This is a genomic window from Pseudomonas sp. RIT-PI-o (genome assembly GCF_001297215.1).
Classification (GTDB): Bacteria; Pseudomonadota; Gammaproteobacteria; order Pseudomonadales; family Pseudomonadaceae; genus Aquipseudomonas; species Aquipseudomonas moraviensis_A.
This window is the reverse complement of the sequence record NZ_LHPA01000018.1, coordinates 44,083-68,008: the sequence shown is the minus strand read 5'-3', so window position 1 is coordinate 68,008 and position 23,926 is coordinate 44,083. Positions and strand designations below refer to the sequence as shown.

17 protein-coding genes are annotated in these 23,926 nt (G+C 59.4%); 4 read left to right on the top strand and 13 right to left on the bottom strand.

Annotation, left to right across the window (positions count from 1 at the left end):
• Positions 1–91: 91 nt before the first annotated feature.
• The 13 genes from AEQ63_RS08105 to AEQ63_RS08045 all read right to left on the bottom strand — a co-directional run bounded on the left by AEQ63_RS08105 (position 92) and on the right by AEQ63_RS08045 (position 17,550).
• Positions 92–712 carry a transglycosylase SLT domain-containing protein gene (locus AEQ63_RS08105; protein WP_064362690.1) on the bottom strand — a complete coding sequence of 207 codons (621 nt, stop codon included), beginning with the start codon at positions 710–712 and terminating at the stop codon, positions 92–94.
• Positions 713–756: 44 nt separating this feature from the next.
• The gene (locus AEQ63_RS08100) at positions 757–1,695 is read right to left on the bottom strand and encodes a carbohydrate kinase family protein (RefSeq protein ID WP_064362688.1); all 939 of its coding nucleotides are present in this window, start codon (positions 1,693–1,695) and stop codon (positions 757–759) included.
• Positions 1,696–1,708: 13 nt separating this feature from the next.
• The gene (gene xylB / locus AEQ63_RS08095; RefSeq protein ID WP_064362686.1) at positions 1,709–3,205 is read right to left on the bottom strand and encodes a xylulokinase; all 1,497 of its coding nucleotides are present in this window, start codon (positions 3,203–3,205) and stop codon (positions 1,709–1,711) included.
• Between the two features lie 204 nt (positions 3,206–3,409).
• Positions 3,410–4,882 (bottom strand): mannitol dehydrogenase family protein, encoded by a 1,473-nt coding sequence (locus AEQ63_RS08090; protein WP_064362683.1) that lies wholly within the window; start codon positions 4,880–4,882, stop codon positions 3,410–3,412.
• Between the two features lie 15 nt (positions 4,883–4,897).
• Positions 4,898–6,001 (bottom strand): ABC transporter ATP-binding protein, encoded by a 1,104-nt coding sequence (locus AEQ63_RS08085; protein ID WP_042606892.1) that lies wholly within the window; start codon positions 5,999–6,001, stop codon positions 4,898–4,900.
• Positions 6,002–6,164: 163 nt separating this feature from the next.
• Positions 6,165–6,995, bottom strand: coding sequence for a carbohydrate ABC transporter permease (locus AEQ63_RS08080; RefSeq protein ID WP_016774872.1), 831 nt, complete (start codon positions 6,993–6,995; stop codon positions 6,165–6,167).
• Between the two features lie 8 nt (positions 6,996–7,003).
• The gene (locus AEQ63_RS08075) at positions 7,004–7,930 is read right to left on the bottom strand and encodes a carbohydrate ABC transporter permease (RefSeq protein WP_041480415.1); all 927 of its coding nucleotides are present in this window, start codon (positions 7,928–7,930) and stop codon (positions 7,004–7,006) included.
• A 149-nt stretch (positions 7,931–8,079) separates the two neighbouring features.
• Complete coding sequence (locus AEQ63_RS08070; protein ID WP_042610085.1) at positions 8,080–9,390, bottom strand: ABC transporter substrate-binding protein; 1,311 nt, start codon at positions 9,388–9,390, stop codon at positions 8,080–8,082.
• 341 nt (positions 9,391–9,731) lie between these two features.
• Positions 9,732–10,637 (bottom strand): AraC family transcriptional regulator, encoded by a 906-nt coding sequence (locus tag AEQ63_RS08065; RefSeq protein WP_064362681.1) that lies wholly within the window; start codon positions 10,635–10,637, stop codon positions 9,732–9,734.
• A gap of 78 nt (positions 10,638–10,715) precedes the next feature.
• Positions 10,716–11,588, bottom strand: coding sequence for a phospholipase (locus AEQ63_RS08060; RefSeq protein ID WP_064362680.1), 873 nt, complete (start codon positions 11,586–11,588; stop codon positions 10,716–10,718).
• A gap of 115 nt (positions 11,589–11,703) precedes the next feature.
• Positions 11,704–13,005 (bottom strand): glycosyltransferase, encoded by a 1,302-nt coding sequence (locus tag AEQ63_RS08055; protein WP_064362678.1) that lies wholly within the window; start codon positions 13,003–13,005, stop codon positions 11,704–11,706.
• A gap of 91 nt (positions 13,006–13,096) precedes the next feature.
• Positions 13,097–17,020, bottom strand: a complete 3,924-nt coding sequence (locus tag AEQ63_RS08050; RefSeq protein WP_064362676.1) for a hypothetical protein — start codon at positions 17,018–17,020, stop codon at positions 13,097–13,099.
• 164 nt (positions 17,021–17,184) lie between these two features.
• On the bottom strand, positions 17,185–17,550 hold the full coding sequence (locus AEQ63_RS08045) for a response regulator (protein ID WP_064362673.1): 366 nt from the start codon (positions 17,548–17,550) through the stop codon (positions 17,185–17,187).
• Positions 17,551–17,814: 264 nt separating this feature from the next.
• Here AEQ63_RS08045 and AEQ63_RS08040 point away from each other — a divergent pair, with 264 nt between their 5' ends.
• Genes AEQ63_RS08040 through AEQ63_RS08025 form a run of 4 tightly spaced genes read left to right on the top strand, consistent with a single transcriptional unit; the run spans position 17,815 to position 23,919 of the window.
• Positions 17,815–21,288: a response regulator gene (locus AEQ63_RS08040; RefSeq protein ID WP_064362672.1), complete on the top strand. Its 3,474-nt coding sequence runs from the start codon at positions 17,815–17,817 to the stop codon at positions 21,286–21,288.
• Entirely contained in the window at positions 21,288–22,121 is an 834-nt protein-coding gene (locus AEQ63_RS08035) for a CheR family methyltransferase (RefSeq protein ID WP_064362669.1), read from the top strand. Before AEQ63_RS08040 ends, AEQ63_RS08035 begins: the two co-directional genes overlap by 1 nt.
• Positions 22,118–22,711: a chemotaxis protein CheB gene (locus AEQ63_RS08030; RefSeq protein WP_042610077.1), complete on the top strand. Its 594-nt coding sequence runs from the start codon at positions 22,118–22,120 to the stop codon at positions 22,709–22,711. Before AEQ63_RS08035 ends, AEQ63_RS08030 begins: the two co-directional genes overlap by 4 nt.
• Positions 22,705–23,919 (top strand): hybrid sensor histidine kinase/response regulator, encoded by a 1,215-nt coding sequence (locus AEQ63_RS08025; RefSeq protein ID WP_042610076.1) that lies wholly within the window; start codon positions 22,705–22,707, stop codon positions 23,917–23,919. The genes AEQ63_RS08030 and AEQ63_RS08025 overlap by 7 nt, the downstream gene beginning before the upstream one ends.
• Positions 23,920–23,926 lie beyond the last annotated feature (7 nt).

Genomic DNA, 23,926 nt, shown 5'->3' with positions numbered 1-23,926 from the left:
CTGCATTGGATGGGTGGCGGGCATGATTACCGCGTCCACCGAAGATCTCTTGTAGGAGTGAGCCTGCTCGCGATGAGGCGTTCGGATCACCCTACAACCAATGCCAGAACCGGCTCCAGAACCCGCGATTGAGGTCTTCCTTGCACCCGGCATACTGCTGCGCGTACAGATCCGAGCGGTTCTGCACCTTGCGTGCGGTCGGTAGTAGCCACGCTTTGCTCGCGTAGGTCTTGTTGCGAAAGCCGCCCCAGCCTTCGTGGTAGTTCAGGTACTGGTTGTAGGCGTCGTATTTGTACACGCCGTTGATCGAGGTGGTCTTGTCCATGTACCAGCCGACGAAGTCGATGGCGTCGTCGAAGTCTTCGCGATCGGCCCAGTTGCGACCGGTGCTTTTCTGGTAGTCGGCCCAGACTTCGTCCTTGGCTTGCGCGTAGCCGGACGCGGTCGAGACGCGGCCCCAAGGAATCACCCAGAGCAGGTATTTGCGAGGCGTCTTGGCGTCGTAGCGATAGCCGGACTCTTGGTACATGATCGCGAAGGGCACCTGAATCGGCACGCCCCAGCGTTTCTGGGTGACTTGCGCGGCGTCGTACCAGTCGCTTTTCTCGCGGAAGATTGCGCAGATGTCTTCCGGCGAGCGGGGCGGCGAGGTGCCGCAACCGCTCAGCAGGGTGGCCAGGGTCAGGAGGGCGAAGATGTGCCTGTGATTCAAAAGCTGTTTTCCGTCGTGCGCAAAAAGGCCGACAGTCTACGCGCTCAGCTCAATTGATGACGATAGGGCAGATCCGGACCGGTTTTGCTACACGTCAGCGCGGCGGCTTGCACGGCGAACCTGAGCATGCCGTCAATTTGCTCGCGACTGAGCTGCTGCACGCCTGCGACCGAGTCCAGCGAGTGCTCGGTCAGCCAAGTGATCAGCGCTGCCTGGAAGGTATCACCGGCGCCGACGGTATCGGCAATCGTTACCGGGTTGGCCGGCACCGACCATGAGCCGTGGGCGCGACTGAACACGGTCGCGCCGTCGCCGCCGCGCGTCAGGAAGACGATCTGGCAGCGATGTTCGAGCCAGCCTTCAATCACCTGCTGCGGATCCTGCTCGGGATAAAGCAGGCTCAGGTCTTCGTCGCTGACTTTGATCAGATCGGCCAGCCGCACCAGCGTGGCGATGCGCTCGCGCCATAGATCGATGTTCGGCTCGGGGTTGAGACGCACATTGGGATCGAGGCTGATCAGGCGATTGCCGCTTTCGCGCTGAACCAGTCTCAGCAGCGTGTCGCCAATCGGCTGCACCACCAGCGAAAACGAGCCAATGTGCAGGCCGCGCACCTCGTCGCTGAGTGTCGGCAGATGCGCCTCGCTCAACTGCCGGTCGGCACAACCCTCGCCACGGAAGCTGTAATGCGGCGAACCGTTGGCGCCCACGGCGACCATTGCCAGGGTGGTCGGCGCGGCGAAATCCACCAGATAGTCCGGGCGCACGCCTTCGTCCTGCAGCACTTGCTGCAGTCGGCGGCCGAGGTAGTCAGTGGACAGGCCGCCGAACAACGCCGAGTCCACGCCCAAACGGCGCAAACCGACGGCAACGTTGAACGGCGAGCCGCCGGCAATCGCTTTGAAATTGACTTTCGAGGCCAGACCGCTGGCATCGTTTTCGCTGAAGAAATCAAACAGGGCTTCGCCACACACCAGGTACATAGTTGTTTGCTCGTTATAGGGTTGCGACATGCTGTTGATAGCGTTCGTAGGCCTGCTGGAACGCCGCGACATTGGCGGCAATCGGCAGGGTTTCACTGCGCGTGTCGAGTTTCACGCAGCGTTCGCACAGAGCGGCCAGGGAGACATCGTCACCGTTCAAACGCAACGCGCACCACGCTGCCTGAATCGCTGCGCCCAGTGCGGCGGCTTCGCTTTGTTCGGTGCAGATCACCGGGGCGTTCATGATGTCGGCGACGATCTGCCGCCACACCGCGCTCTTCGAGCCGCCTCCGATCAGGCAGATGCGCAGGCTTTGTAAACCATTCTGACGGAGCAAATCCAGCCCGTAGCGCAAACCGAAGGTGGTGCCTTCGACAGCGGCGCGGCACAGATTGGCCTGGGTCAGATTGTCCATGGTCAGCCCGTGCAGGCTGCCGGTCGCGTGGGGCAGGGCGGGGACGCGTTCGCCGTTGAGAAACGGCAGCATGCTCACGCCTTCGGCGCCGATCGGCGACTGCGCGACCAATTCATTGAAGGTCGGCAGATCGAGCTTGAACAATTCACGAATCGCGCCGGTGGCGTTGGTCAGGTTCATGGTGCAGATCAGCGGCAGCCAGCCGCCGCTGGACGAGCAGAACGTGGCCACCGAGGCATCGGCGCTGACCTTCGGCGCGTCGGAGAAGGCGTAGACCGTGCCGGACGATCCGAGGCTCATGGTGATCGCGCCGGGCTGGATATTGCCGGTGCCGATGGCGCCCATCATGTTGTCGCCACCGCCGCTCGAAACGACTGCGTTGGGGTTGATGCCGAGTTGCTCGGCAATCGCTGGCAGGAGGGTACCAACCGCGGCATGTGCGTCGATCAGCTCCGGCAGCGCGGTTTGCAAACGGCCGCTGGCGTCTATGTCGCGCAGGATCTGCAAATCCCACTGACGCGTGCGTACGTTGAAATAACCGGTGCCGGACGCGTCGCCGTATTCGCTGCAGGCGCGGCCGGTAAGCCAGTAGTTGAGGTAGTCGTGGGGCAGGAGGATCCGAGCGATGCGTGAGAACACCTCGGGGTGCTGCTCTTTGGTCCAGAGCAGTTTCGACACCGTGTAACCCGGTGCAATGACCACGCCGAGGCGTTCCAGTGAACCTTGCTCGCCGCCCAGTTGCGCGAGCAAGCGGTCGTTTTCCGGCGTGGTTTCGGTATCGCACCAGAGCTTGGCCGGGCGCAGCACTGCCCCTTTCTCGTCGAGCAGAACCAGACCGTGTTGCTGCCCGGAGACGCCGACGCCGAGAATCGCCTGACCGTCGACATTGGCCGCCTGCAAGGCCTGGCGAGTGGCGCTGACGAAAGCGTCGAGCCACTGCTGGACGTCTTGTTCGCGGCGGCCATTGGCGCCGCTGATCATCGTATGGGGCGCCGCGCCCAGACCGAGCACCTGACCGCTGTCGGCATCGAGGATGATCGCTTTGGTGCCTTGGGTGCCGCAGTCGATACCCAGGAAGAGCTTTGTTGTTGTCATGTATGGGCCTGTCAGATTGCGCTGAAGATCAAGAGCTACCCCCTCACCCCAGCCCTCTCCCCCAGGGGGGGCGAGGGGAAAAGGGAGCAGATTTTCATGCTTTTCAAACTTTGTATTCGATTCGAAATTTCAGGTCGATGAATAACGAAGAACCCCGCGGTCGGTTCCCTCTCCCCCAGGGAGAGGGCTAGGGTGAGGGGCTTTTCAGCCGAGCACCCGTTCCAGAGTCCGCGAAACCCCAACCTCGCGCAGACTCTGGCAGCACCATTCGAACGCCGCAACAAACTCCGCCGAATTCGCGATCGCCGTGCCGAAAATCTCTTCAACGCCCAGTAACCGCTCCGTGATCAACTCATCGTCCGCCACCAGTCCCTGAACGAAAGCCGCTCGCGGATCCGGAATCGAATACGTATCGCCGTTCTCGTCCACGCCCTTCAAATACAAGGCCCACGCGGCGACGACCAATGCCGCGCGTTTGGTCTCTTTGCCATCGGCAATCAACCGATTGATCGTCGGCACGGTGAATTTGGGAAACTTCGACGAGCCATCCGAACACACCCGCTCAAGCTGATCGGCAATCGCCTGATTGGAAAATCGCGCCACCAGCGTGTCCTTGTACTCGCTCAGATCGATGCCCGGTACCGGTGCCAGTTGCGGCGTGACGTCGAGGTCCATATAGGCGCGCATGTACCGCACGAACAGCGGGTCGTTCATGGTCTCGTGGACGAAGCGATAACCCTTGAGAAAACCCAGATAGGTGAGCGCCAAGTGACTACCGTTGAGCAGCTTGATTTTCATTTCTTCATACGGCGAAACATCGTCGGTGAACTGCACGCCGACCTTTTCCCATGCGGGGCGGCCGTTGCCGAATTTGTCCTCCAGCACCCACTGCACAAACGGTTCGCAGACCACCGGCCAGGCATCGTCAACGGCGTGTTTGTCGGCCAGTTGCAGGCGATGTGCGGTGCTGGTCATCGGTGTAATGCGGTCGACCATGGCGTTGGGGAAACTGACGTTCTGCTCGATCCACTCGCGCAGTTGCGGATCACGCAGGGCGGCGAAGGCCAGCAGCGCCTTGCGAGCGACCGCGCCGTTGTGCGGCAGGTTATCGCAGGACATCACCGTGAACGCCGGAACGCCCGCCGCTCGGCGTTTGGCCAATGCGGCGCAGAGGAAACCGAACACGGTGCCCGGCGCTTCGGGATGGGCCAGGTCGTGTTGAATCTGCGGCAGATGCGCCATGAACTCGCCGTTGCTGTCGTCGATGCAGTAACCGCCCTCGGTGATGGTCAGGGAGACGATGCGGATCTGCGGTTCGGCCAGTTTGTCGATCAGCGCCTGTGCGCCATCTTCGGCGAGCAGCATGTCGCGGATGGCGCCGATGACGCGCACTTCGGTGTCGTCGCTGTCGCCCAGTTCGAACAGAGTGAACAGATAATCCTGCTCGCGCAGATCATCGCGAGCGCGGCGATCTTCCGGGCGCAGGCCGACGCCACAGATGGCCCAGTCGAGCGCTTCGCCAGTGTTCATCAAGGCATCGGTGTAATAGGCCTGATGCGCGCGGTGGAAGCCACCGACGCCGATGTGCGCGATGCCCTGGCGTGTGTCGCCGAGGTCGTAGCCGGGGAGTTGCACTTCGGCGGCGAGGCGATTGAGGTTCTGTTGGTTGAGTTTCATCGGATAGTCTCGAAGTCAGGCGGCAGCGCGCAGTGGGCGGGTCAGCGCCACACCCTCGGCGTCGAACAGATGGCAGTGAGTCGGATCCAGGCGCAGGTTCAATTGTTCGCCATAACGGCTGGCCAGATCGCCGCGCACGCGCATGGTCAGGGCTTCGCCGGCGCTGGTGGTGACGTGGCAGAAAGTGTCGCTGCCGAGGCGCTCGCTAACGTCGGCAGTCACCTGCAACGTGCAGTCGCCGGGTTGCGCCAGCTCAAGGTGTTCCGGGCGAATGCCCAGCGTCACCGCGCTGCCGACGCTGAGGTTGGCGGCATTGAACGGCAGGGTGATGCGCGTGCCGGCGTCCAGCGCAACTTCGCAGCTGGCGCCGTCGATGCGCGCGATCTTGCCTTTGAGGAAACCCATTTTCGGCGTGCCGAGAAAGCCGGCGACGAACAGGTTGGCCGGGTGGTGATAGAGGTCAAGCGGCGAGCCGACCTGTTCGATCCTGCCGCCGTTGAGCACCACGACCTTGTCGGCCATGGTCATCGCTTCGACCTGATCGTGGGTCACGTAGATCATCGTTGCTTGCAGGTCTTTGTGCAGGCGCAGCAGCTCCAGACGCATCTGCACGCGCAACGCCGCGTCGAGGTTGGACAGCGGTTCATCGAAAAGGAAAATCTTCGGGTTGCGCACGATGGCACGGCCGATCGCCACGCGCTGGCGCTGGCCGCCGGACAGCTGCTTGGGTTTGCGCTCGAGCATCGGCCCGAGTTCGAGAATGCGCGCCGCTTCGCCGACCTTGCGCTCGACCTCGGCTTTCGGCACGCCGGCCAGATCGAGGGCGAAGGACATGTTCTTCTTCACGGTCATGTGCGGATACAGCGCGTAGGTCTGGAACACCATCGCCAGATCACGCTTGGCCGGGCTGACTTCAGTAATGTCGCGGCCGTCGAGTTCGATGGTGCCGCCGCTGACTTCTTCCAGCCCGGCGATCAGCCGCAGCAGGGTGGACTTGCCGCAGCCCGACGGGCCGACGAAGACCACGAACTCCTTGTCGTTCACTTCCAGGTCGATGCCCTTGATGATGGAAAAGCCTTCGAAGCCTTTTTGCAGATTCTTGATTTTCAGGTTGGCCATGAGATGGGCCTCCGTGGTTTTCATTCTGTTAAGCCGGACGCGCTTTTCTGTAGGAGTGAGCCTGCTCGCGATAGCGGAATGTCCTTCAACATTGATGTCGACTGACACGGCCGAATCGCGAGCAGGCTCACTCCTACAGGGGAATGTGTTCGCTCAGGGGTATTCATTTGACGGCACCAAACGACAGCCCGCGCACCAGTTGTTTCTGGCTGATCCAGCCGAAGATCAGAATCGGCGCGCAGGCGAGGGTCGAGACTGCCGACAACTTGGCCCAGAACAGACCCTCGGGGCTTGAGTACGAGGCGATCAACGCAGTCAGTGGCGCGGCATTCGACGAGGTCAGGTTCAGCGACCAGAACGCCTCGTTCCAGCACAGGATCAGCGACAGCAGCACGGTCGAGGCGAGGCCGCCCTTGGCGATCGGCAGCAGCACGCGCACCATTTCCTGCCACAGCGTCGCGCCGTCAAGCCGGGCGGCTTCGAGGATGTCTTTGGGAATGTCCTTGAAGTAGGTGTAAACCATCCAGACCACGATCGGCAGGTTGATCAGCGTGTAGATCACGATCAGCGCAATGCGCGTGTCGAGCAGGCCAAAGCTCTTGGCCAACAGATAAATCGGCATCAGCACGCCCACCGGCGGCAGCATCTTGGTCGAGAGCATCCACAGCAGCGTGCCTTTGGTGCGCTGGGTTTCGTAGAACGCCATCGAGTAGGCCGCCGGCACCGCGATCAACAGACACAGGGCGGTGGCGCTGAAGGAGATCACCACCGAATTCCAGGCGAAACTGAAATAGTCGCTGCGCTCGTTGATGTGCAGGTAGTTCTCCAGCGTCGGTGTGAAGATGAACTGCGGCGGCGTGGCGAAAGCGTCGATTTCGCTCTTGAAGCTGGTCATCACCATCCAGAAGATCGGGAAGAAAATCACGATCGCGATGGCCCAGGCCAGCGTACCGAGCAGCAGGCTTTGCAGGCGGCGGGATTGTTGGAGCGTCATGGCAGGCCTCACGCTTTGTCAGTCAGGTTTTTGCCGATCATCCGCACCAGAATGATCGCGGCGATGTTGGCGATGACCACGGCAATCAAACCGCCCGCCGAAGCCATGCCGACGTCGAACTGCACCAGCGCCTGGTTGTAGATCAGGTAGGCGAGGTTGGTCGAGGCGTAGCCGGGGCCGCCATTAGTGGTGGTGAAGATTTCCGCGAATACCGAGAGCAGGAAGATCGTTTCGATCATCACCACCACGGCGATCGGCCGTGCCAGATGCGGCAGCGTCAGATGCCAGAAGATCGCGATCGGGCCGGCACCGTCCAGGCGTGCGGCTTCCTTCTGTTCCTGATCCAGCGACTGCATCGCCGTCATCAGAATCAGGATCGCGAAGGGCAGCCATTGCCACGAAACGATGATGATGATCGACAGCAGCGGGTAGTGCGCCAGCCAGTCCACCGGTTGCGCGCCGAACAGCTTCCAGATGTAGGCGAGGATCCCCGAAACCGGGTGGAAGATCAGGTTCTTCCAGATCAGCGCACCGACCGTGGGCATGATGAAGAACGGCGAAATCAGCATCACTCGCACCAGACCGCGACCCAGAAATTCGCTGGCCTCCAGCAACGCGCTGATCAGCACGCCGAAGACCACGCTGATCAGCAACACGCTGCCAACCAGCAACAACGTATTGGTCGCACCGGGCATGAAACCCGAATCGGTAAGGAAATACGTGAAGTTCTCAAGCCCCACGAATTCGTTTTCGCCGGGGTAGAGCAGGTTGTAGCGGATCATCGAAAAGTACAGGGTCATGCCCAGCGGCACGATCATCCACAGCAGCAAGAGTGCCACCGAAGGACTGACCAGAAACCAGCCTGGGTTGCGCACCCGAAGCTTGCGCTGGGGTGGCGACAGATCGATGTGGGCTTTGGCAGTTGAAGTATTCATGGCAGTAACCGATTCGACAGGCGAATGAAGATCCCCTGTAGGAGTGAGCCTGCTCGCGATAGCGCAATATCATTCAACGTTGATGTCGACTGACACGGCCTCATCGCGAGCAGGCTCACTCCTACAAAAGCAGGAGCAAGCTTTGCGGATTACTTCGGATAACCCGCGCGCTTCATCTCACGTTCCGTGGTCTGCTGCGCCGCTGCCAGCGCCTGGTCCACCGTGGTCTGGCCGATCAGCGCGGCCGAGAACAGCTTGCCGACCTGGGTGCCCACGGCCTGGAATTCAGGAATGGTCACCAGCTGAATGCCAATGTACGGCACTGGTTTGAGCGTCGGCTTGCTCGGGTCGGCGGCCTTCAGCGACTCCAGCGTCACCTTGGCAAACGGCGCGGCGCTCATGTACGCGTCGCTGTAGGTCGAAGCGCGGGTGCCCGGCGGCACGTTGGCGATGCCATCGGTCTTGGCAACCAGTTCGCCGTACTCTTTGGAAGTGGCCCACGCGCTGAAGGTTTTCGCCGCGTCTTTGGCCTTGGAACTGGTTGGAATCGCCAGCGCCCATGAATACAGCCACGCCGAGCCTTTATCCGTGACCTGATGCGGGGCGAAGGTGAAGCCGACGTGATCGGCGACCTTGCTCTGGGTCTTGTCGGTGACGAAGGAGCCGGCGACGCTGGCATCGACCCAGATCGCGCATTTGCCACTGTTGAACAGGGCGAGGTTTTCGTTGAAACCGTTGCTGGATGCGCCCGGCGGGCCGGATTTCTTCATGGTGTTGACGTAGAAATTCAGCGCATTTTTCCATTCCGGCCCGCTGAATTCCGGCTTCCACTGCTCATCGAACCAGCGCGCGCCGTAGGCGTTGGCGACCGTGGTGACCAGCGCCATGTTCTCGCCCCAACCGGCCTTGCCGCGCAGGCAGATGCCGTATTGCTCTTTGTCTTTCTGGGTGAGTTTTTCCGCGAAACCGGCGATCTCTTCCCAGGTCGGACGCTCCGGCATGGTCAGCCCGGCGTCCTTGAACAGGTCGGTGCGGTAGTAGGTGATCGAACTCTCTGCGTAGAACGGCAGCGCATACAGCGAACCTTTCACCGACAGGCCTTCGCGCACCGAGGGGAACACGTCGTCCAGAGCGTAACTGGCCGGCAGATCCTTCATCGGCTCGAGCCAGCCCTTGCCGCCCCAGAGTGCCGCTTCGTACATGCCGATGGTCAACACGTCGAACTGTCCGCCCTGGGTGGCGATGTCAGTGGTCAGACGCTGACGCAGGACGTTTTCTTCCAGCACCACCCAATTGAGCTTGATGTCCGGGTGCTCGCTCTCGAAGGTCTTCGAGAGTTTTTGCATGCGGATCATGTCGCTGTTGTTGACGGTGGCGATGGTCAGGGTCTGGGCGCCAAGGCTGACGCTGCTGAGGGTCATGCAGGTGAGAGCGAGCAGAGCTTTTGCAGTGGGTTGCATCGTGCACTCCTTTTCTGACACCCGTCGGGGCAGAAGGACAGTTATTGTTTTTGTGTCTTCCGAATGCAGGAAGAATCTGCGCTGATTACAGCCTTCAATGGCAGGACTGACAAATCATCCCTAGCACTTTTGTTGATACTTTTTTGCACTGGGGTTTGCTTGGGGGAACGCAGGGAAGGGGTTTTGCGCGATGGAGCGTTAGCGAATGCGTACAGATTTCTGATGCCAACACAGCCCCTGTAGGAGTGAGCCTGCTCGCGATAGCGGTGTTTCACATTGCAAATGTGTTGGCTGACTCAGCGCCATCGCGAGCAGGCTCACTCCTACAGGGGCTTTGTTTATCAGCCGTGGTTCTGTTCTGTCAGGCGCTGCACCGCCAGCCGTCGATAGTGCGTAGGCGTCATGCCCTTGAGCTGCTGAAAGCGCCGATTGAAGTTGGAAATATTGTTGAAGCCCGACTCGAAGCACACCTCAGTCACCGGTTTGTCGCCGTCGGCCAGCAGTTCACAGGATTTGCTGATGCGCAGGCGATTGACGAACTCGATGAAATTGCGTCCGGTGGCCTGTTTGAACACTCGACTGAAATAGGTCGGCGTCATGCCCAAGTGTTCGGCCACCTCTTCCAATGAAATATCTCGGGCGTAGTGACTGAAGATGTAATCGACCGCACGGTTGGTGCGGTCGATGTTGTGTTCGTCGGCCAATTGCGGCGTGGTGGCGCCGGACAGCAACTGGAAGTCGTCACTGGCCGCGAGCAGTTCCATCAGGATGAAAAAGTGCCCGAGGCGGGTGATGCCGCTGCTGTCGGCGATGCGTTGCATCAGCGTCATGGCCTGGCGGATCGTGCGTTTGCAGCGGAACTCGATGCCGTATTGCGCACGCTCAAGCAGCGGCGCGAGACTTTTCAGTTCAGCGAAAACCTGGTGCCCGCTTTCGAATAATTCGTCGGTAAAGTTGACGAGCATGTCGCGTTTCTCGACCACTTCATCTTCGGCGACCTGGCTGATCCAGTTGTGCGGCAGGTTGGGCCCGGTGAGAAACAGGGTTTCCGGATAGAAGTTGCCGATGTAGTCGCCGATGAACACCTTGCCGGAACTGGCGACGATCAGGTGCAGTTCGTATTCCTTGTGAAAATGCCAGCGCACCAGCGGGCAGGGGAAGCCGTGCTGGCGATAGATGATGGACAAACCGTTATGGTCGTCCATCAACTCGTAGGAAGGATCGGTCACGCGAGCGGTTCGGGTCATGACGGGCACTTTTTTATTATCGCTGCGCGATCATGCCTCGTTTTTCGACATTTGTGCCACTTCTGCACGGTCGCCCGTTTACGCCGCTTGGTTGAGCTTGGCGCGAGCCTTTTGCAGGTTGGCCATCTGGCAGAAACGCACGATGTGCGAGTTTTTGATGAAGTCGAAATTGATGATGTTGCACTTGCGCGCCCAATCCGACTGAGCCGGGTCGAACCAACTGTCGAGACTGTCGAGGATTCGCTGCGGGCCGCCGAGGGTATAACTGGTTGCCGACAGCGACCACGGGCGAAGCGTACTGATGGCTGTGCTCAATACGTTGGTGATATAGCCATGCAGATCCGAGGTACTGACGTGCGATTGACCGATCCATTTGTGATTGATCTGGCTGTAGAAACGATAGTCCCGCGTGTCCCAGGTCATCGGCGCGGCCACCATGATGCGTTGCAACGGATTGATGGCTTTTAGTTGGCCCAGCGTCAGATGCAGATTGTCGGTGGGGATCAGTCGCTCACCAAGGTTTTCCACTAACGCCGCTTTGAATTCCGCGTGATTGAATGGATCTTTAGCGCCGGAAAGTTCATGAAAGTCGAGGATGATGAACTCATCCGGACTTCTTTCATAAAATCCCTTCACGTCCCGTATAAGGTCTTCGAGAGTTCGTGAAGAGGTATATCCATTGTGGTGGAAACGGAATTTGGCCAGTTGGTTTGCTTTGTTGTCGTAAACGAGGCGCACGTCGAGTGCGCGAGCGCCGCGATTCAACTGCGAATAAAAGGAAACGTCCTGACAGGCAAGCCAGTTTTTTCCGGGAATCAGCGCGTAAGAGGCATCCCAGTCACAACCGGCGTTATGCGCACCGGGCAAAGTCATTTCGAAGAGTGAAAGATTGTCAATGTCTGGAGCGTCAGCCATCCACTGATAGGTTTGAATGTTGTCGAAGTTTTCCATGTTGCATATCCTGCGAATGAAGTTGATAAAAAAGTTGCGCGCAGGATGTTTATAAGCATATTCAACGGGTCGAGAAAGTGTGCTTTTAATGCAAGTGATGTAGTTGGAGCAATTATCAATCCGCTGGATGTAATTGGTTCTTGACCTCAATCCATTGAGCCATGTACTGGGTACTTTTCAGTGTGTGGTGTCGTAACATGGCACCAGTAAAGTTATTGTTTCTAAGTTGTGCCAGGTTTTGTCGGCAATCGTTGATCCTGTCGATCAGACGAGGGGCGTGCACGCTGCGCTGATAACGCTGCTGCAAAAGTGTCGACGCCTCAATCTGCGCTTGCTGCCAGCGCAGCGGATTTTCGTACAGTTGCACGGCCTGTTCGGCAAAGCTGTTTGCGTCGAGGGCAACGGCTCCTGGCCACGGCGTGTCGCCATGCATGGCTTCGGCGCCAATCGGCGTGGTGACACTGGGCGTGCCGCACAGCATGGCATCAAGCAGTTTGCCCTTGATGCCGGCGCCAAAGCGCAACGGTGCCAGGCAGACTCGGGCTGCAGACATCACCTCGAGGGCATCTTCGGCCCAGTCCATGATGTGAAAGCCCTGCGCGGGATTGTGCAGCGCTGTGGCCTTGGGCGGCGTATAGGCACCATAGACATGCAGTTGCGCGCGAGGCAGCCGCGCGCGGATCAGCGGCCACAGGGTGGTTTTCATCCAGAGCACGGCGTCCCAGTTCGGCGCGTGGCGGAAGTTGCCGATGCTGAGGAAATGTGCGCGTTCGGCGAAGCCTGGCAGGGCGGTTTCCGGAAGATCGATCATCAGCGGACACCAGTGCAGGATTTGCCGTGGCAGGCCGAATTGCCCTGCGAGCAAGTCGATTTCGACTTCGGAAATCATCAGATTCAAGTCACACCGATACAGTGCAGCGATTTCCCGTTTGGCCAGATCGGTGCCGGCCATCAACTGGAATTCTTCGTGCAATGCCGGTGCAAACAGCCCGGTGAAATCAGTCTGCTCGTCGTTGCTTTTCAGCCGGTCCTTGAGGCGCTGATGACGCGCATGACGCAGGCTTTGCAGATCAGAAGTTTCCAGGATACGCAGGGCGTCCGGACAGTGTTTCTCCACGCGCCAGCCAAACTGTTCTTCCATCATGAACTGATCGAACAACACGATATCCGGCGCCAGCGCGCTGATGAACGCGTCGAAACTGCTGTTGTTGAGCTGAATCGGCACTTCCTCAATGCCCATCGCTGTCAGGTCAGCCTTGTGCTCACCCGGGCCGGCCGGGCTGCTGAAGGTGACTTTCCATCCTTGCTCGAGGAACGTCTCGAGGATCTGCATGACATGCCCGCTGGCCGCGGAGGATCGGGGCTCGGGCCAGACGTAGCCGATGACCAGAACTTTGGTGTTACGCGAATGGCTCACGACTGATCCTCTGACCCATGGAAAAGGGCGCAATTAAATCACAGCGAGGTGATCGAATTGCACCCTGTTCACCGCCAGGCCGTTTCAGTGCTCAGCTGACCGGTTTGGCGAGATTGAGCAGCAGCGGCCCCTGCAGGAACTTGCCAGCAGCGGTGTTCCTCACGGCCTCATCGATGGTCTTCATATTGAAGCTCAAGATGGCCGGGCGGGTTTGCGCTTGATCGAGCAGGGACACCGCGAGCATGTAGGACTCGGCGTTGGCCAGCGCAGGATGTTTCTGCACCAGTTTAGGCAGACTGGCCTTCACCCGGTCGTACTCGACGAATCCCTCCCGGTGCGCACTTGCATGATGTGGATTGATCAGGTTGTCCGGATGTGCCTTGCGCGCATCACGGGCCAGCTCGAGCAATCCGACGGCATCGAATTCTGCGTGATACAACTCGGGGTAGACCTTGCCGTAATACAGATCGAGGGTGTCCGGGCCACCGTGGGACATCTCATGAATCAAAACGTCGGCGACGCAACCGACGTCGTAGCGTGACGACTTGTAGAACTCGTTGAGATTGTCCGGATAGATCGACAGAAACCTGACGGCCGATTCGTCGATTTTCTCGCCGGTGCGCAGCGCCGTCTTCCAGCGCTTGTACGCCGCAGGCGACAGCGAGGCGATCACGTCCGGCTGATGGGGGCGGAACGTTACGTTACTGAAGCTGATCGATTCGAGATCCGTGCGCATGGTGCTCAAGTGTTTTGACAGATGTTGGACCACTTCATCGGAATCGTTGCCGAATACATGCTTGAGCACCGCGCTGATGTCGTCGTTGGATGACCGCTGCGACAGCGCGCTGATGGCGTTGTCCAGTTTGGTCCGGGCACGGGGAATGGCTTTTTTCAGATAGCCCCGGGTGTAACTGAACGGCTTGAAGCGGCCGAACAGGCGCCGCAGCGGGGAGAAATTCCCGAGGTCGAGTATTTTCAGGCGCGGCCCCCAGGCGCCGCCGGTGCGGATGTTCAGCGCGTGCCAATCGTGGTTGCGCTCGAGCACTGCGATGTCGATCGCCTCGCCAAGCGCGTCGGCCCCTCGCCAGGTCGCCTGACGCACATCGCGGGTGTGGGAAAGCTTGAGCCAGTCACGACCCTCAGTGCCATGCATCAATCGTCTCAATTGCACGCTGGCGCTGTGCGCGGCGTCGAGCGCGTTTTGCCCGGCAAATACGACACCGCGCTTGACCAGACGCAAGCCCTTGCGGGCAAGGGCGGGCACGCCGTCGAGCGGGTTAACCAGCGACACGGCTGCTCGGGCCACGGCTTTGGCGACCTTCAGCAGTTTGAGGGTGGTCGACCCGGTCTTGGCGATGATGCTCGCTGCCGACGCGCCAAGACCGACCAGCAGACCGATGACCGACAGGCCGTCCAGAACGCAGCCACCGATGCCTTCGGCCACACGATCTGTGCGTCCGGAACGAATGTCTTCAATGCACTGTTTGAACGGCACGATGACATTGACTGCCAGGTTCTCGACGGTTTCCCTGGTGTCGCGCCATTCTTCCAGGCCGTTGCGTACATCCAGAGCGGCATACAGCTCTTCGCGGCGGGCAACCGGATGGTTGTCCAGCACGCACTCGGCGATCTCATCCAGTTGCGCTGAGAAGAACAGCGGAACCGCGCGCACATCGGTCGCTTCGAGTTGCAACTGCCAGAGCTTTTCAACCACCACTCTGGATGTCACGCCCTGACGTGGTTCGCTGCCTTCGCGGTAGGCGGCGTAATCCAGGGGCCACTCGCTGGCTTTGTTTTTGTCCTGGAAATCGTATTTGCTGCCGGTATACGAGAGGGTCGGACGCTGGTTGAGCAGGCCGCTGTCTTGCAACCGGACCGCCAGATCGGGACGCTCGCAGCAGAGGCCGCGCAGCGTGAACAGTTCGTAGGCGCGGACCTGATCGCCGTGGGTGCAGCACAGAATGATCCCGTAACGCCCGTTGGCTTCGTCCCGCTGGATTTGTGTTTCCTGATTCGGATTGAGTGGATTGACTTCTTTCCTGACGGTGTAAAGAGTCATTTTTCCGCGGGTCAAGGCGAGACGATCGCGCTTCGGCATTTGCGTGATCGCCATTTTGATCAGTGACGACAAGCCCTCGCGCACGTTCTCGTAGTAACGATCAAACGCCTGTTCAAACAGTGGCAACGGCGATTGCAGTTCGGCCAGGCGGGCGAAAGCATCGGCTGGGGGGTGGAAGTTATCGCGGGTCTTGAATTTGTCCGACAGCTGTCCGTCCTCAACCAGATCCCCGGAAAGATACAGATCGAGAATCGACAGGCGCATGCGCAGCAGACCATTGATTGCGTATTCGTTGTTGTCAGTGGCACTGGCGAGGAAGTCCCAGAACTCGCTGAGGATTCCCGCTGGATGCGCAGCCTTGAGACCTTCCAGCCAGCTACGTTCGCCGAAACTGTCCAGGTACTTTATTTCGAAGGCCTGCTGTTCGAGATAGGGGCCGGCGGGCATCACTTCCTCCAGTGCCCGCAAGGCGATTTTGCGCCGGTCGGGGGGCGCGCTGGACAACCCGGTCTCGGATTGGGCAAGGGCTCCCATGTAGCGCGAAAAATACGCGCTGGCGTTGATCACCGCTGCCTTGTCGTAGTCCTTGGCACTGCGGTAGGGGATAACCCCGGTCAGTACCGCCCAGTCCACCACCGCCGCGATCGCCGCCGTTTCGTACAGCTTGTCGAGCTCGGGGGAGGCCGGAGTCAGTTCGGAAAACGTCTTGAGTTGCGCAAATGTCATGGCGCGCGTGCTGCCAGGGGCGGCGTGTTCGATGACCGCGACGGTCTGGCGAACAGTTACCCAGCCAGGCTTGTCCAGCGTCAGCCCGGGCGGGATCTGTCCGATCAGCAGCTCCGGAGCTCCGCCCGCCAGTAACAGATGCGCTGCCAGTGGGGCGTTGTGCGCTTCGGTCAGGCCCTGGTCAACCAGATGCTGTTCGAACAAGACGCGGACTTGCGCAGCGCTTCGTCCGGCATTCGCTGGCTGATAGAAGTCATAACCCGCGACAAGGGGTTGATCGGAGCGTAATTGCATGTCGATGATCAGCGCCGCCAGCACCAACTCGTCGAGCTGGCGATCGCGGACGTCCGGGTCATCGGCTTCCAGATGCCAGCCGAGCCGCTCATGCAACGTGGCTCCGAGTGCGCGCGCGGTCTTGCCACGCAGGAAGTTTTGCAGAAACTTGTCTGCGTGCTCGCGTATGTCCGGCGCCGGGATCAGGTTGAAGTTGGCGAACGCCAGTGCCTGCAACAGGCTAGTCGCACCTCGGGTCAACTCATGCACGGTATGGGTGATGACGTGGCGGTCTGTGATCGATAAATGAAACGGCGAGGATTGATCGGCGTGGAGCAGTTCGTGGTAATCGCCCAGGATGGGGGGCTCAGGCAGTTCGAAGGCCAGCCATTCGATCAATGACCTGGTCTCGCCAATAGTGGTCGGCACGTTATAACCGTGGAAACTCAACCACTGCACTATGCCGATCACTTGGCCGGAATAAACCACCCCGCCAATGCTTTTTGCCAGATCGGCAAGCATGTTGACTTCTTCGGAAAAGATTGACGTTTGCGCGCTATCGAATGCAACGCTGAACCGATGGGATTCAAACTCCGAAGCATAAACAATGAAAATGCTGGCGTTGGCGTCAACCCCTAGCTGGATATCAGCGGCATACGAGTGTTTGCGTAATAGCTGAGCAAACTCGGGGGCCTCGATCATTGTTTCAAAGGCATTGCGTGCCGGCTCACAGCGTTCATCAAAACTGCTGCCGATAACCCTGGGTATGAAACGATCCTGCACATTGAATACGCTGCTGGAAGGCAGTGAGGCGCTTGCCGAGTAATCACCGGCAGAGACACTGAATTCACTCGCTTCAAGAGCTTTTGCAAGCGCCCCGGCAATAAGGGCGCGTTCCTGTTTGTTGAATGCGGAGCGATCGACGGCGGCAGGCACGTCGGACGAGATGAACTTCATGGGCTCTATCCTGATTGAATATCGAAAGTTCCCTGGCTGGATATTCGTTAAGTATTAACGCGGCCAAAGTTCATTCAGGATAGAGATGCAGCTCGGATAATGGCGGTGATAGTTGATTACCGGGTGTTATCGGATATGACAAGTTGCTTCCAGTGAAACAACTATCAGGATTTTTTCAGGATGCTTTTGACTTTGTCGCGCAATTGATCGATGGAAAACGGTTTGCCGATGGCATGCATGTCGGCGGGCACCGGAATATTTTCGGCATAACCGCTGGCAAACAGGATGGGCAGAGCAGGGCGCAGTTCCCGCGCCCTGTCAGCGAGTTCGCGGCCATCCATGCCAGGCAGGCCATGGTCGGTCATCATCAAATCGATCTGCTCGCCAGCCTTCGCGAGAATCTTGAGTGCCGCGTTACCGTCTTCAGCCTCCAGCACAGTGAATCCCAGCTCCTCAAGCACATCCACGATGAGCATGCGCACGATGTTGTCATCTTCTACGACAAGGATGGTGGGGGCATTGGCAGACATGGCGGGACTCTCAAAAAATGAAATCGGGGGATACCGGGTGATCGAAATTGCCGGACTCTTGCATGAGTAAGTGGCGCATAGCCACAAGTTCCCAGGCTGATACAAAAAAGAACACGTACGTGCGGTGCGGCAAGGATAACCGTTGGCGTCGTCCAATGCGCAGGCGTGCGTAGGAAAATGCCATCAAATGTGTGAGAAAAATGGATCCATGCCAGGGTTTTGGGGCAAACTCTCGGGTTTTCAACAGTTCGACAAGGCTGCCCCATGTCCTCTCCGTCCTCGGTTGATGAACAACGGTTCCGCAAACTCCTGAGTCGCAACGTCAGCCTGCCGCTGGGCGTCGGCGTGCTCAGTGCGGTGTTTTTCGTCTCGCTGATCACTTATTTGCTGTCCGTCATCCAATGGGTCGAGCACACCGACCGGGTGATCAATAACGCCAATGAGGCGGTGAAACTCACTGTCGATCTGGAAACCGGCATGCGCGGTTATCTGCTCAGCGGTGACGAGCACTTCCTCGACCCGTATGAAATCGCCAAACCGCGTATCGATGTCGCCCTCCATACGTTGCTGGAGCTGACCGCCGACAATCCGGTGCAGACCGATCGTCTGCGGCGTTTGCAGGCGTTGCAGGTGGAGTGGGCCAATTACGCGCAGTCGATGATCGATCTGCAGCGCAGCAGCGGCGATTATCGCGGTGCGGTCAAGGCCGGGCGGGGCAAGCGCCTGACCGATGAAATTCGCAAGCAGTTCGAAGACGTCATCGAGACCGAGCAGGTGCTGCGTGCCACGCGCAACGAAGACGTGCGCCGCACCACGATCTGGAGCATCACCCTTTACCTGATCTTCATCGTTGGTATCAGCGGGTTGCTGGCTTACATCGGTCGACGGGACCTGGTCAATCTCTCGACCAATTACAGCGCCAACCTCGCCGCGCAACAGGCCAGCGCCGAGCGTCTGGAGAAACAGGCGTGGTTGCGCAACGGCCAGACACAATTGGCAGAGCAGGTGCTGGGGCAACTGACGCTCAACCTGCTGGGGCGCAACATTCTGCAATTCTGTGCGCAATACCTCGGCACTGCCGTCGCCGCGCTCTACGTGCGCGAAGAACATGGTGGTCTCAAGCGCGTCGCTACTTACGGCTTCTCCCGCGAGCAGGAAGAGCTGAATCAAACGATTTACAGTGGCGAGGGCATCGTCGGCCAGGTCGCAGAACAAGCACGCTTGATCCGTCTCGATTCGGTCCCGGCGGACTACTTCAAAGTCAGCTCCGGCCTCGGCGCCGGCCTGCCGCACAGTGTGCTGGTGGTGCCGACCAGCGATGACGACCGGGTCAACGGTGTGATCGAACTGGGTTTCCTGCGTCCGCTGTCCGAACGCGACATCGAGCTGTTGGAACTGATTGCCGGCAACATCGGCACTTCGATCGAGGCAGCACGCTACCGTCAACGTTTGCAGGAAGTGTTGGCCGAAACCCAGCAGCTCAATGAAGAGCTGCAAGTGCAGCAGGAAGAGCTGAAGACTGCCAACGAAGAGCTGGAAGAGCAGTCGCGGATTCTCAAGGAATCCCAGGCGCATCTGGAAACCCAGCAGGTGGAGCTGGAGCAGACCAACGAGCAGCTCGCCGAACAGCGCGATGCGATGGACAAGAAAAATACCGAACTGAATCAGGCGCAGATCCAGCTCGAAGAGCGTGCCGAAGAGCTGCAACGCTCGAGCAAGTACAAGTCCGAATTCCTTGCCAATATGTCCCACGAACTGCGCACGCCGCTGAACAGTTCGCTGATTCTGGCCAAGCTGCTGGCGGAAAACCCGCAGCAGAATCTGTCGGCGGAACAGGTCAAGTTTGCCGAATCGATCTACTCGGCGGGCAACGATCTGCTCAACCTGATCAACGATATTCTGGATATTTCCAAGGTCGAGGCCGGCAAGCTCGAAGTGCTGGCCGAAAACACCCGCGTCGATCGTTTGGTCGACGGCTTGCGCTCGATGTTCGAGCCGTTGGCCGCCGATAAGAAGCTGGCCTTCAGCGTCGAGGTTCAGCCGGACGCGCCAGCCTTGCTGTTCACCGACCGCCAGCGCCTGGAACAGGTCATCAAGAACCTGCTGTCCAACGCGATCAAGTTCACCGAGCACGGCGCAGTCAGTCTGACCATCACCGCGCAGCCGAACGACCACATTGCCTTCAGCGTCAAGGATTCCGGGATCGGCATCGCCGCCGATCAGCAGGAAAGTATCTTCGAGGCGTTCCGTCAGGCGGATGGCACCACCAACCGCAAGTACGGCGGCACCGGTCTGGGCCTGTCGATCTCTCGAGATCTGGCGACACTGCTGGGCGGTTCGATCAGCGTCGACAGCGTACCGGGGCAGGGCAGTACGTTCACGCTGGTGTTGCCGCGTCAGTACCACGAATTCGGTGACTCGCCGGCGGCGCCGCTGACCTTCCACCCGGCACCTGCTACGCCGACACCGCTTGCCGTTGCGGCGCCGGTGGCATCGGCAATTCCGGCGGTCATCCCGCGCTTCGCCGATGACCGCAACAAGGCGCCGTTCGCCACCCGCTGCATTCTGGTGGTGGAAGACGAGCCGAATTTCGCCCGTATCCTCTATGACCTGGCCCATGAGTTGGGCTACATGTGCCTGGTTGCCCACGGCGCCGACGAAGGCTACGACCTGGCCCGCGAGTTCGTGCCGGATGCGATCCTGCTCGACATGCGCCTGCCGGATCACTCTGGCCTCACCGTGCTGCAACGCCTGAAAGAACGCGCTGAAACCCGGCACATTCCGGTGCACGTGATTTCCGTCGAAGACCGCGTCGAGGCCGCCATGCACATGGGCGCCATCGGCTACGCGGTGAAGCCGACCACCCGCGAAGAGCTCAAGGACGTGTTCGCCCGTCTCGAAGCCAAGCTGACGCAGAAGGTCAAGCGCGTGCTGTTGGTCGAGGATGACGATCTGCAACGCGAAAGCATCGCGCGGCTGATCGGCGATGAAGACATCGAAATCACCGCGGTCGGTCTGGCCCAGGACGCGCTGGAGCTGCTGCGCACGACCATCTACGACTGCATGGTGATCGACCTGAAGCTGCCGGACATGCTCGGCAACGATCTGCTCAAGCGCATGTCCACCGAGGACATCTGCTCGTTCCCTCCGGTCATTGTCTACACCGGACGCAACCTGACCCGCGATGAAGAGGCCGAACTGCGCAAGTATTCGCGTTCGATCATTATCAAGGGCGCGCGCTCGCCGGAGCGGCTGCTGGACGAGGTCACACTCTTTCTGCACAAAGTCGAATCGCAGCTGTCCCATGAACGGCAGAAGATGCTCAAGACCGCGCGCAGCCGCGACAAGGTCTTCGAAGGTCGCAAAGTGCTGCTGGTAGACGACGATGTGCGCAACATCTTCGCCCTGACCAGCGCACTGGAACACAAGGGCGCGGTCGTGGTGATCGGCCGTAATGGCCGCGAAGCGATCGAGAAACTTCACGAAGTCGAGGACATCGACCTGGTGCTGATGGACGTGATGATGCCGGAAATGGATGGCTTCGAAGCCACCATGGAAATCCGCAAGGATCCGCGCTGGCGCAAGCTGCCGATCATCGCGGTGACGGCCAAGGCCATGAAGGACGATCAGGAGCGCTGCCTGCAGGCAGGCGCCAACGATTACCTGGCCAAGCCCATCGACCTGGATCGTCTGTTCTCGCTGATACGTGTGTGGTTACCGAAAATGGAACGCATCTAGTGGAACGCAGCAGTTCAGCCGAGCGCAACAGCGAAATCGAATTACGCTTGTTGATCGAGGCGATTTACCTGAAATACAGCTATGACTTTCGCGACTACTCCGGCGCTTCGATCAAGCGCCGGGTGCAGCACGCGCTGAGTCAGTTCGAATGCGCGACCATCTCGGCGCTGCAGGAGAAAGTCCTGCACGACCCGACGGCGTTCATGCAACTGCTGCAACTGCTGACGATCCCGGTCAGCGAGATGTTCCGCGATCCGTCGCACTTTCTGGCGATCCGCAACGAAGTGGTGCCGCTGCTGCGTACCTATCCGTCGCTGAAGATCTGGATCGCCGGCTGCAGCACGGGCGAGGAGGTCTACTCGATGGCGATTCTGCTGCGCGAAGAAGGCCTGCTCGACCGCACGATCATCTACGCCACCGACATCAATCCGCGCTCGCTGGAAAAGGCCAAGCAAGGGATTTTCTCCATGGAAAATGTCCGCGCCTACACCGCCAATTACCAGCAGGCGGGCGGCCAGCGTTCATTTGCCGATTACTACACCGCAGCCTATGGCTACGCGATTTTCGACAAGAGCCTGTGCGAGAACGTGACGTTCGCCGACCACAGCCTGGCGACCGACAGCGTGTTTTCCGAAACCCAGTTGATCTCTTGCCGCAATGTGCTGATCTACTTCAACAAGAAGCTGCAGGACCGGGCGTTCGGGCTGTTTCATGAATCGCTGTCGCATCGCGGCTTTCTGGTGCTGGGCAGCAAGGAAACCCTGGATTTTTCCAACTACTCGAACCAGTTCGAGGCGTTGGTCAAACAAGAACGGATCTACCGCAAACTATGAACGACACCCCGAGCCTGCCTCGCATCGAGGCTGTCGTGATCGGCGCCTCCGCAGGCGGTGTCGAAGCCTTGCTGACCCTGCTCGGGCCGTTGCGCAAAGGCTATGTGCTGCCGATCATCATCGTCCTGCATCTGCCGGAAGAGCGCCGCAGTCATCTGGCTGAAGTGTTTTCCCGGCGCCTGGCGATGCCGGTAAGAGAAGCCGAAGACAAGCAGGATATCGAAGCCGGCACGGTGTACTTCGCCACGCCCGGTTATCACTTGTCGATCGAAGCGGATCGCAGCCTGTCGCTGAGTCTCGAGGATCGCGTGCACCATTCGCGGCCTTCAATCGATTACCTGTTCGAGTCCGCCGCCGACGTCTACGGCCCGACACTCGCCGCCATACTGCTGACCGGCGCCAATCAGGATGGCGCGCGCGGGTTGGCCTGCGTCAAGCGCTGCGGCGGCCTGAGCATTGTTCAAGATCCCAAGGATGCACAAGTCGCCACCATGCCCCAGGCTGCACTGAACGTTCTGCAGCCGGATCATGTCCTACCCATTCACGGCATCGGCCGTCTGCTAGTCGAGCTGGAACGAATCGCATGCTGAGTAATATCCAAGCCAAACTGTTGATCGTCGACGATCTGCCGGAAAACCTGTTGGCGCTGGAAGCGCTGATCAAGCGCGAGGATCGCACGGTCTACAAGGCTCTGTCGGCGGACGAAGCACTGTCGCTGCTGCTGCAACACGAATTCGCCATGGCCATTCTCGACGTGCAGATGCCCGGCATGAATGGCTTCGAACTGGCCGAGTTGATGCGTGGCACCGAGAAGACCAAGAACATCCCGATCATCTTCGTCAGCGCCGCCGGCCGTGAACTCAACTACGCGTTCAAAGGCTACGAAAGCGGTGCGGTGGACTTCCTGCACAAGCCGCTGGATATCCACGCGGTGAAGAGCAAGGTCAACGTTTTCGTCGATCTGTATCGCCAGAGCAAGGCCATGAAGCAGCAGGTCGAGGCGCTGGAGCAGGCCCGCCGTGAGCAGGAAGCGCTGCTGCAACAGCTGCAAAGCACTCAGCTTGAGCTCGAGCAAGCGGTGCGCATGCGCGATGACTTCATGTCCATCGTTGCCCACGAAGTACGCACACCACTCAATGGCCTGATTCTCGAAACCCAGCTGCGCAAGATGCACCTGGCCCGGGACAACGCCTCGGCGTTCACCCTCGACAAGATGCAGGCGATGGTTGACCGCGATGAGCGACAGATCAAAAGCCTGATCCGCCTGATCGAAGACATGCTCGATGTCTCGCGGATCCGCACCGGCAAACTGTCGATCCGCCCGAGTCGTTTCGATCTGGTGCAACTGGTCAGCAATCTGCTGCAGAACTTCGCCCCGCAAATGGAAGCGGCGGAGACCAGTGTGTCCTTTGAGGCGACGGCGCCGGTTGAAGGTTGCTGGGACGAATTTCGCATCGAGCAAGTGGTGTCCAATCTGCTGACCAATGCCTTGCGTTATGGCGGTCGCAGCCCGATTCAGGTGCGCGTTTATCGCGAAGGTGAAGAGGCACGGGTCGAAGTTCAGGACCACGGCATCGGTATCAGCGCCGAGAATCAGAAGCGTATTTTTCAGCAGTTCGAACGGGTGTCCGCCAAGACGGTGGTGGCCGGGCTCGGGCTGGGTCTGTTCATTTCCGAGCAGATCGTCGCCGCCCATGGCGGCTCCATCGTCGTCGAGAGTGAAATCAACGAGGGCGCCCTGTTTCGCGTTTGTCTGCCGATCCAGGAAAACGGCATATCCGACGCAACCTCTGAGTGACCACACG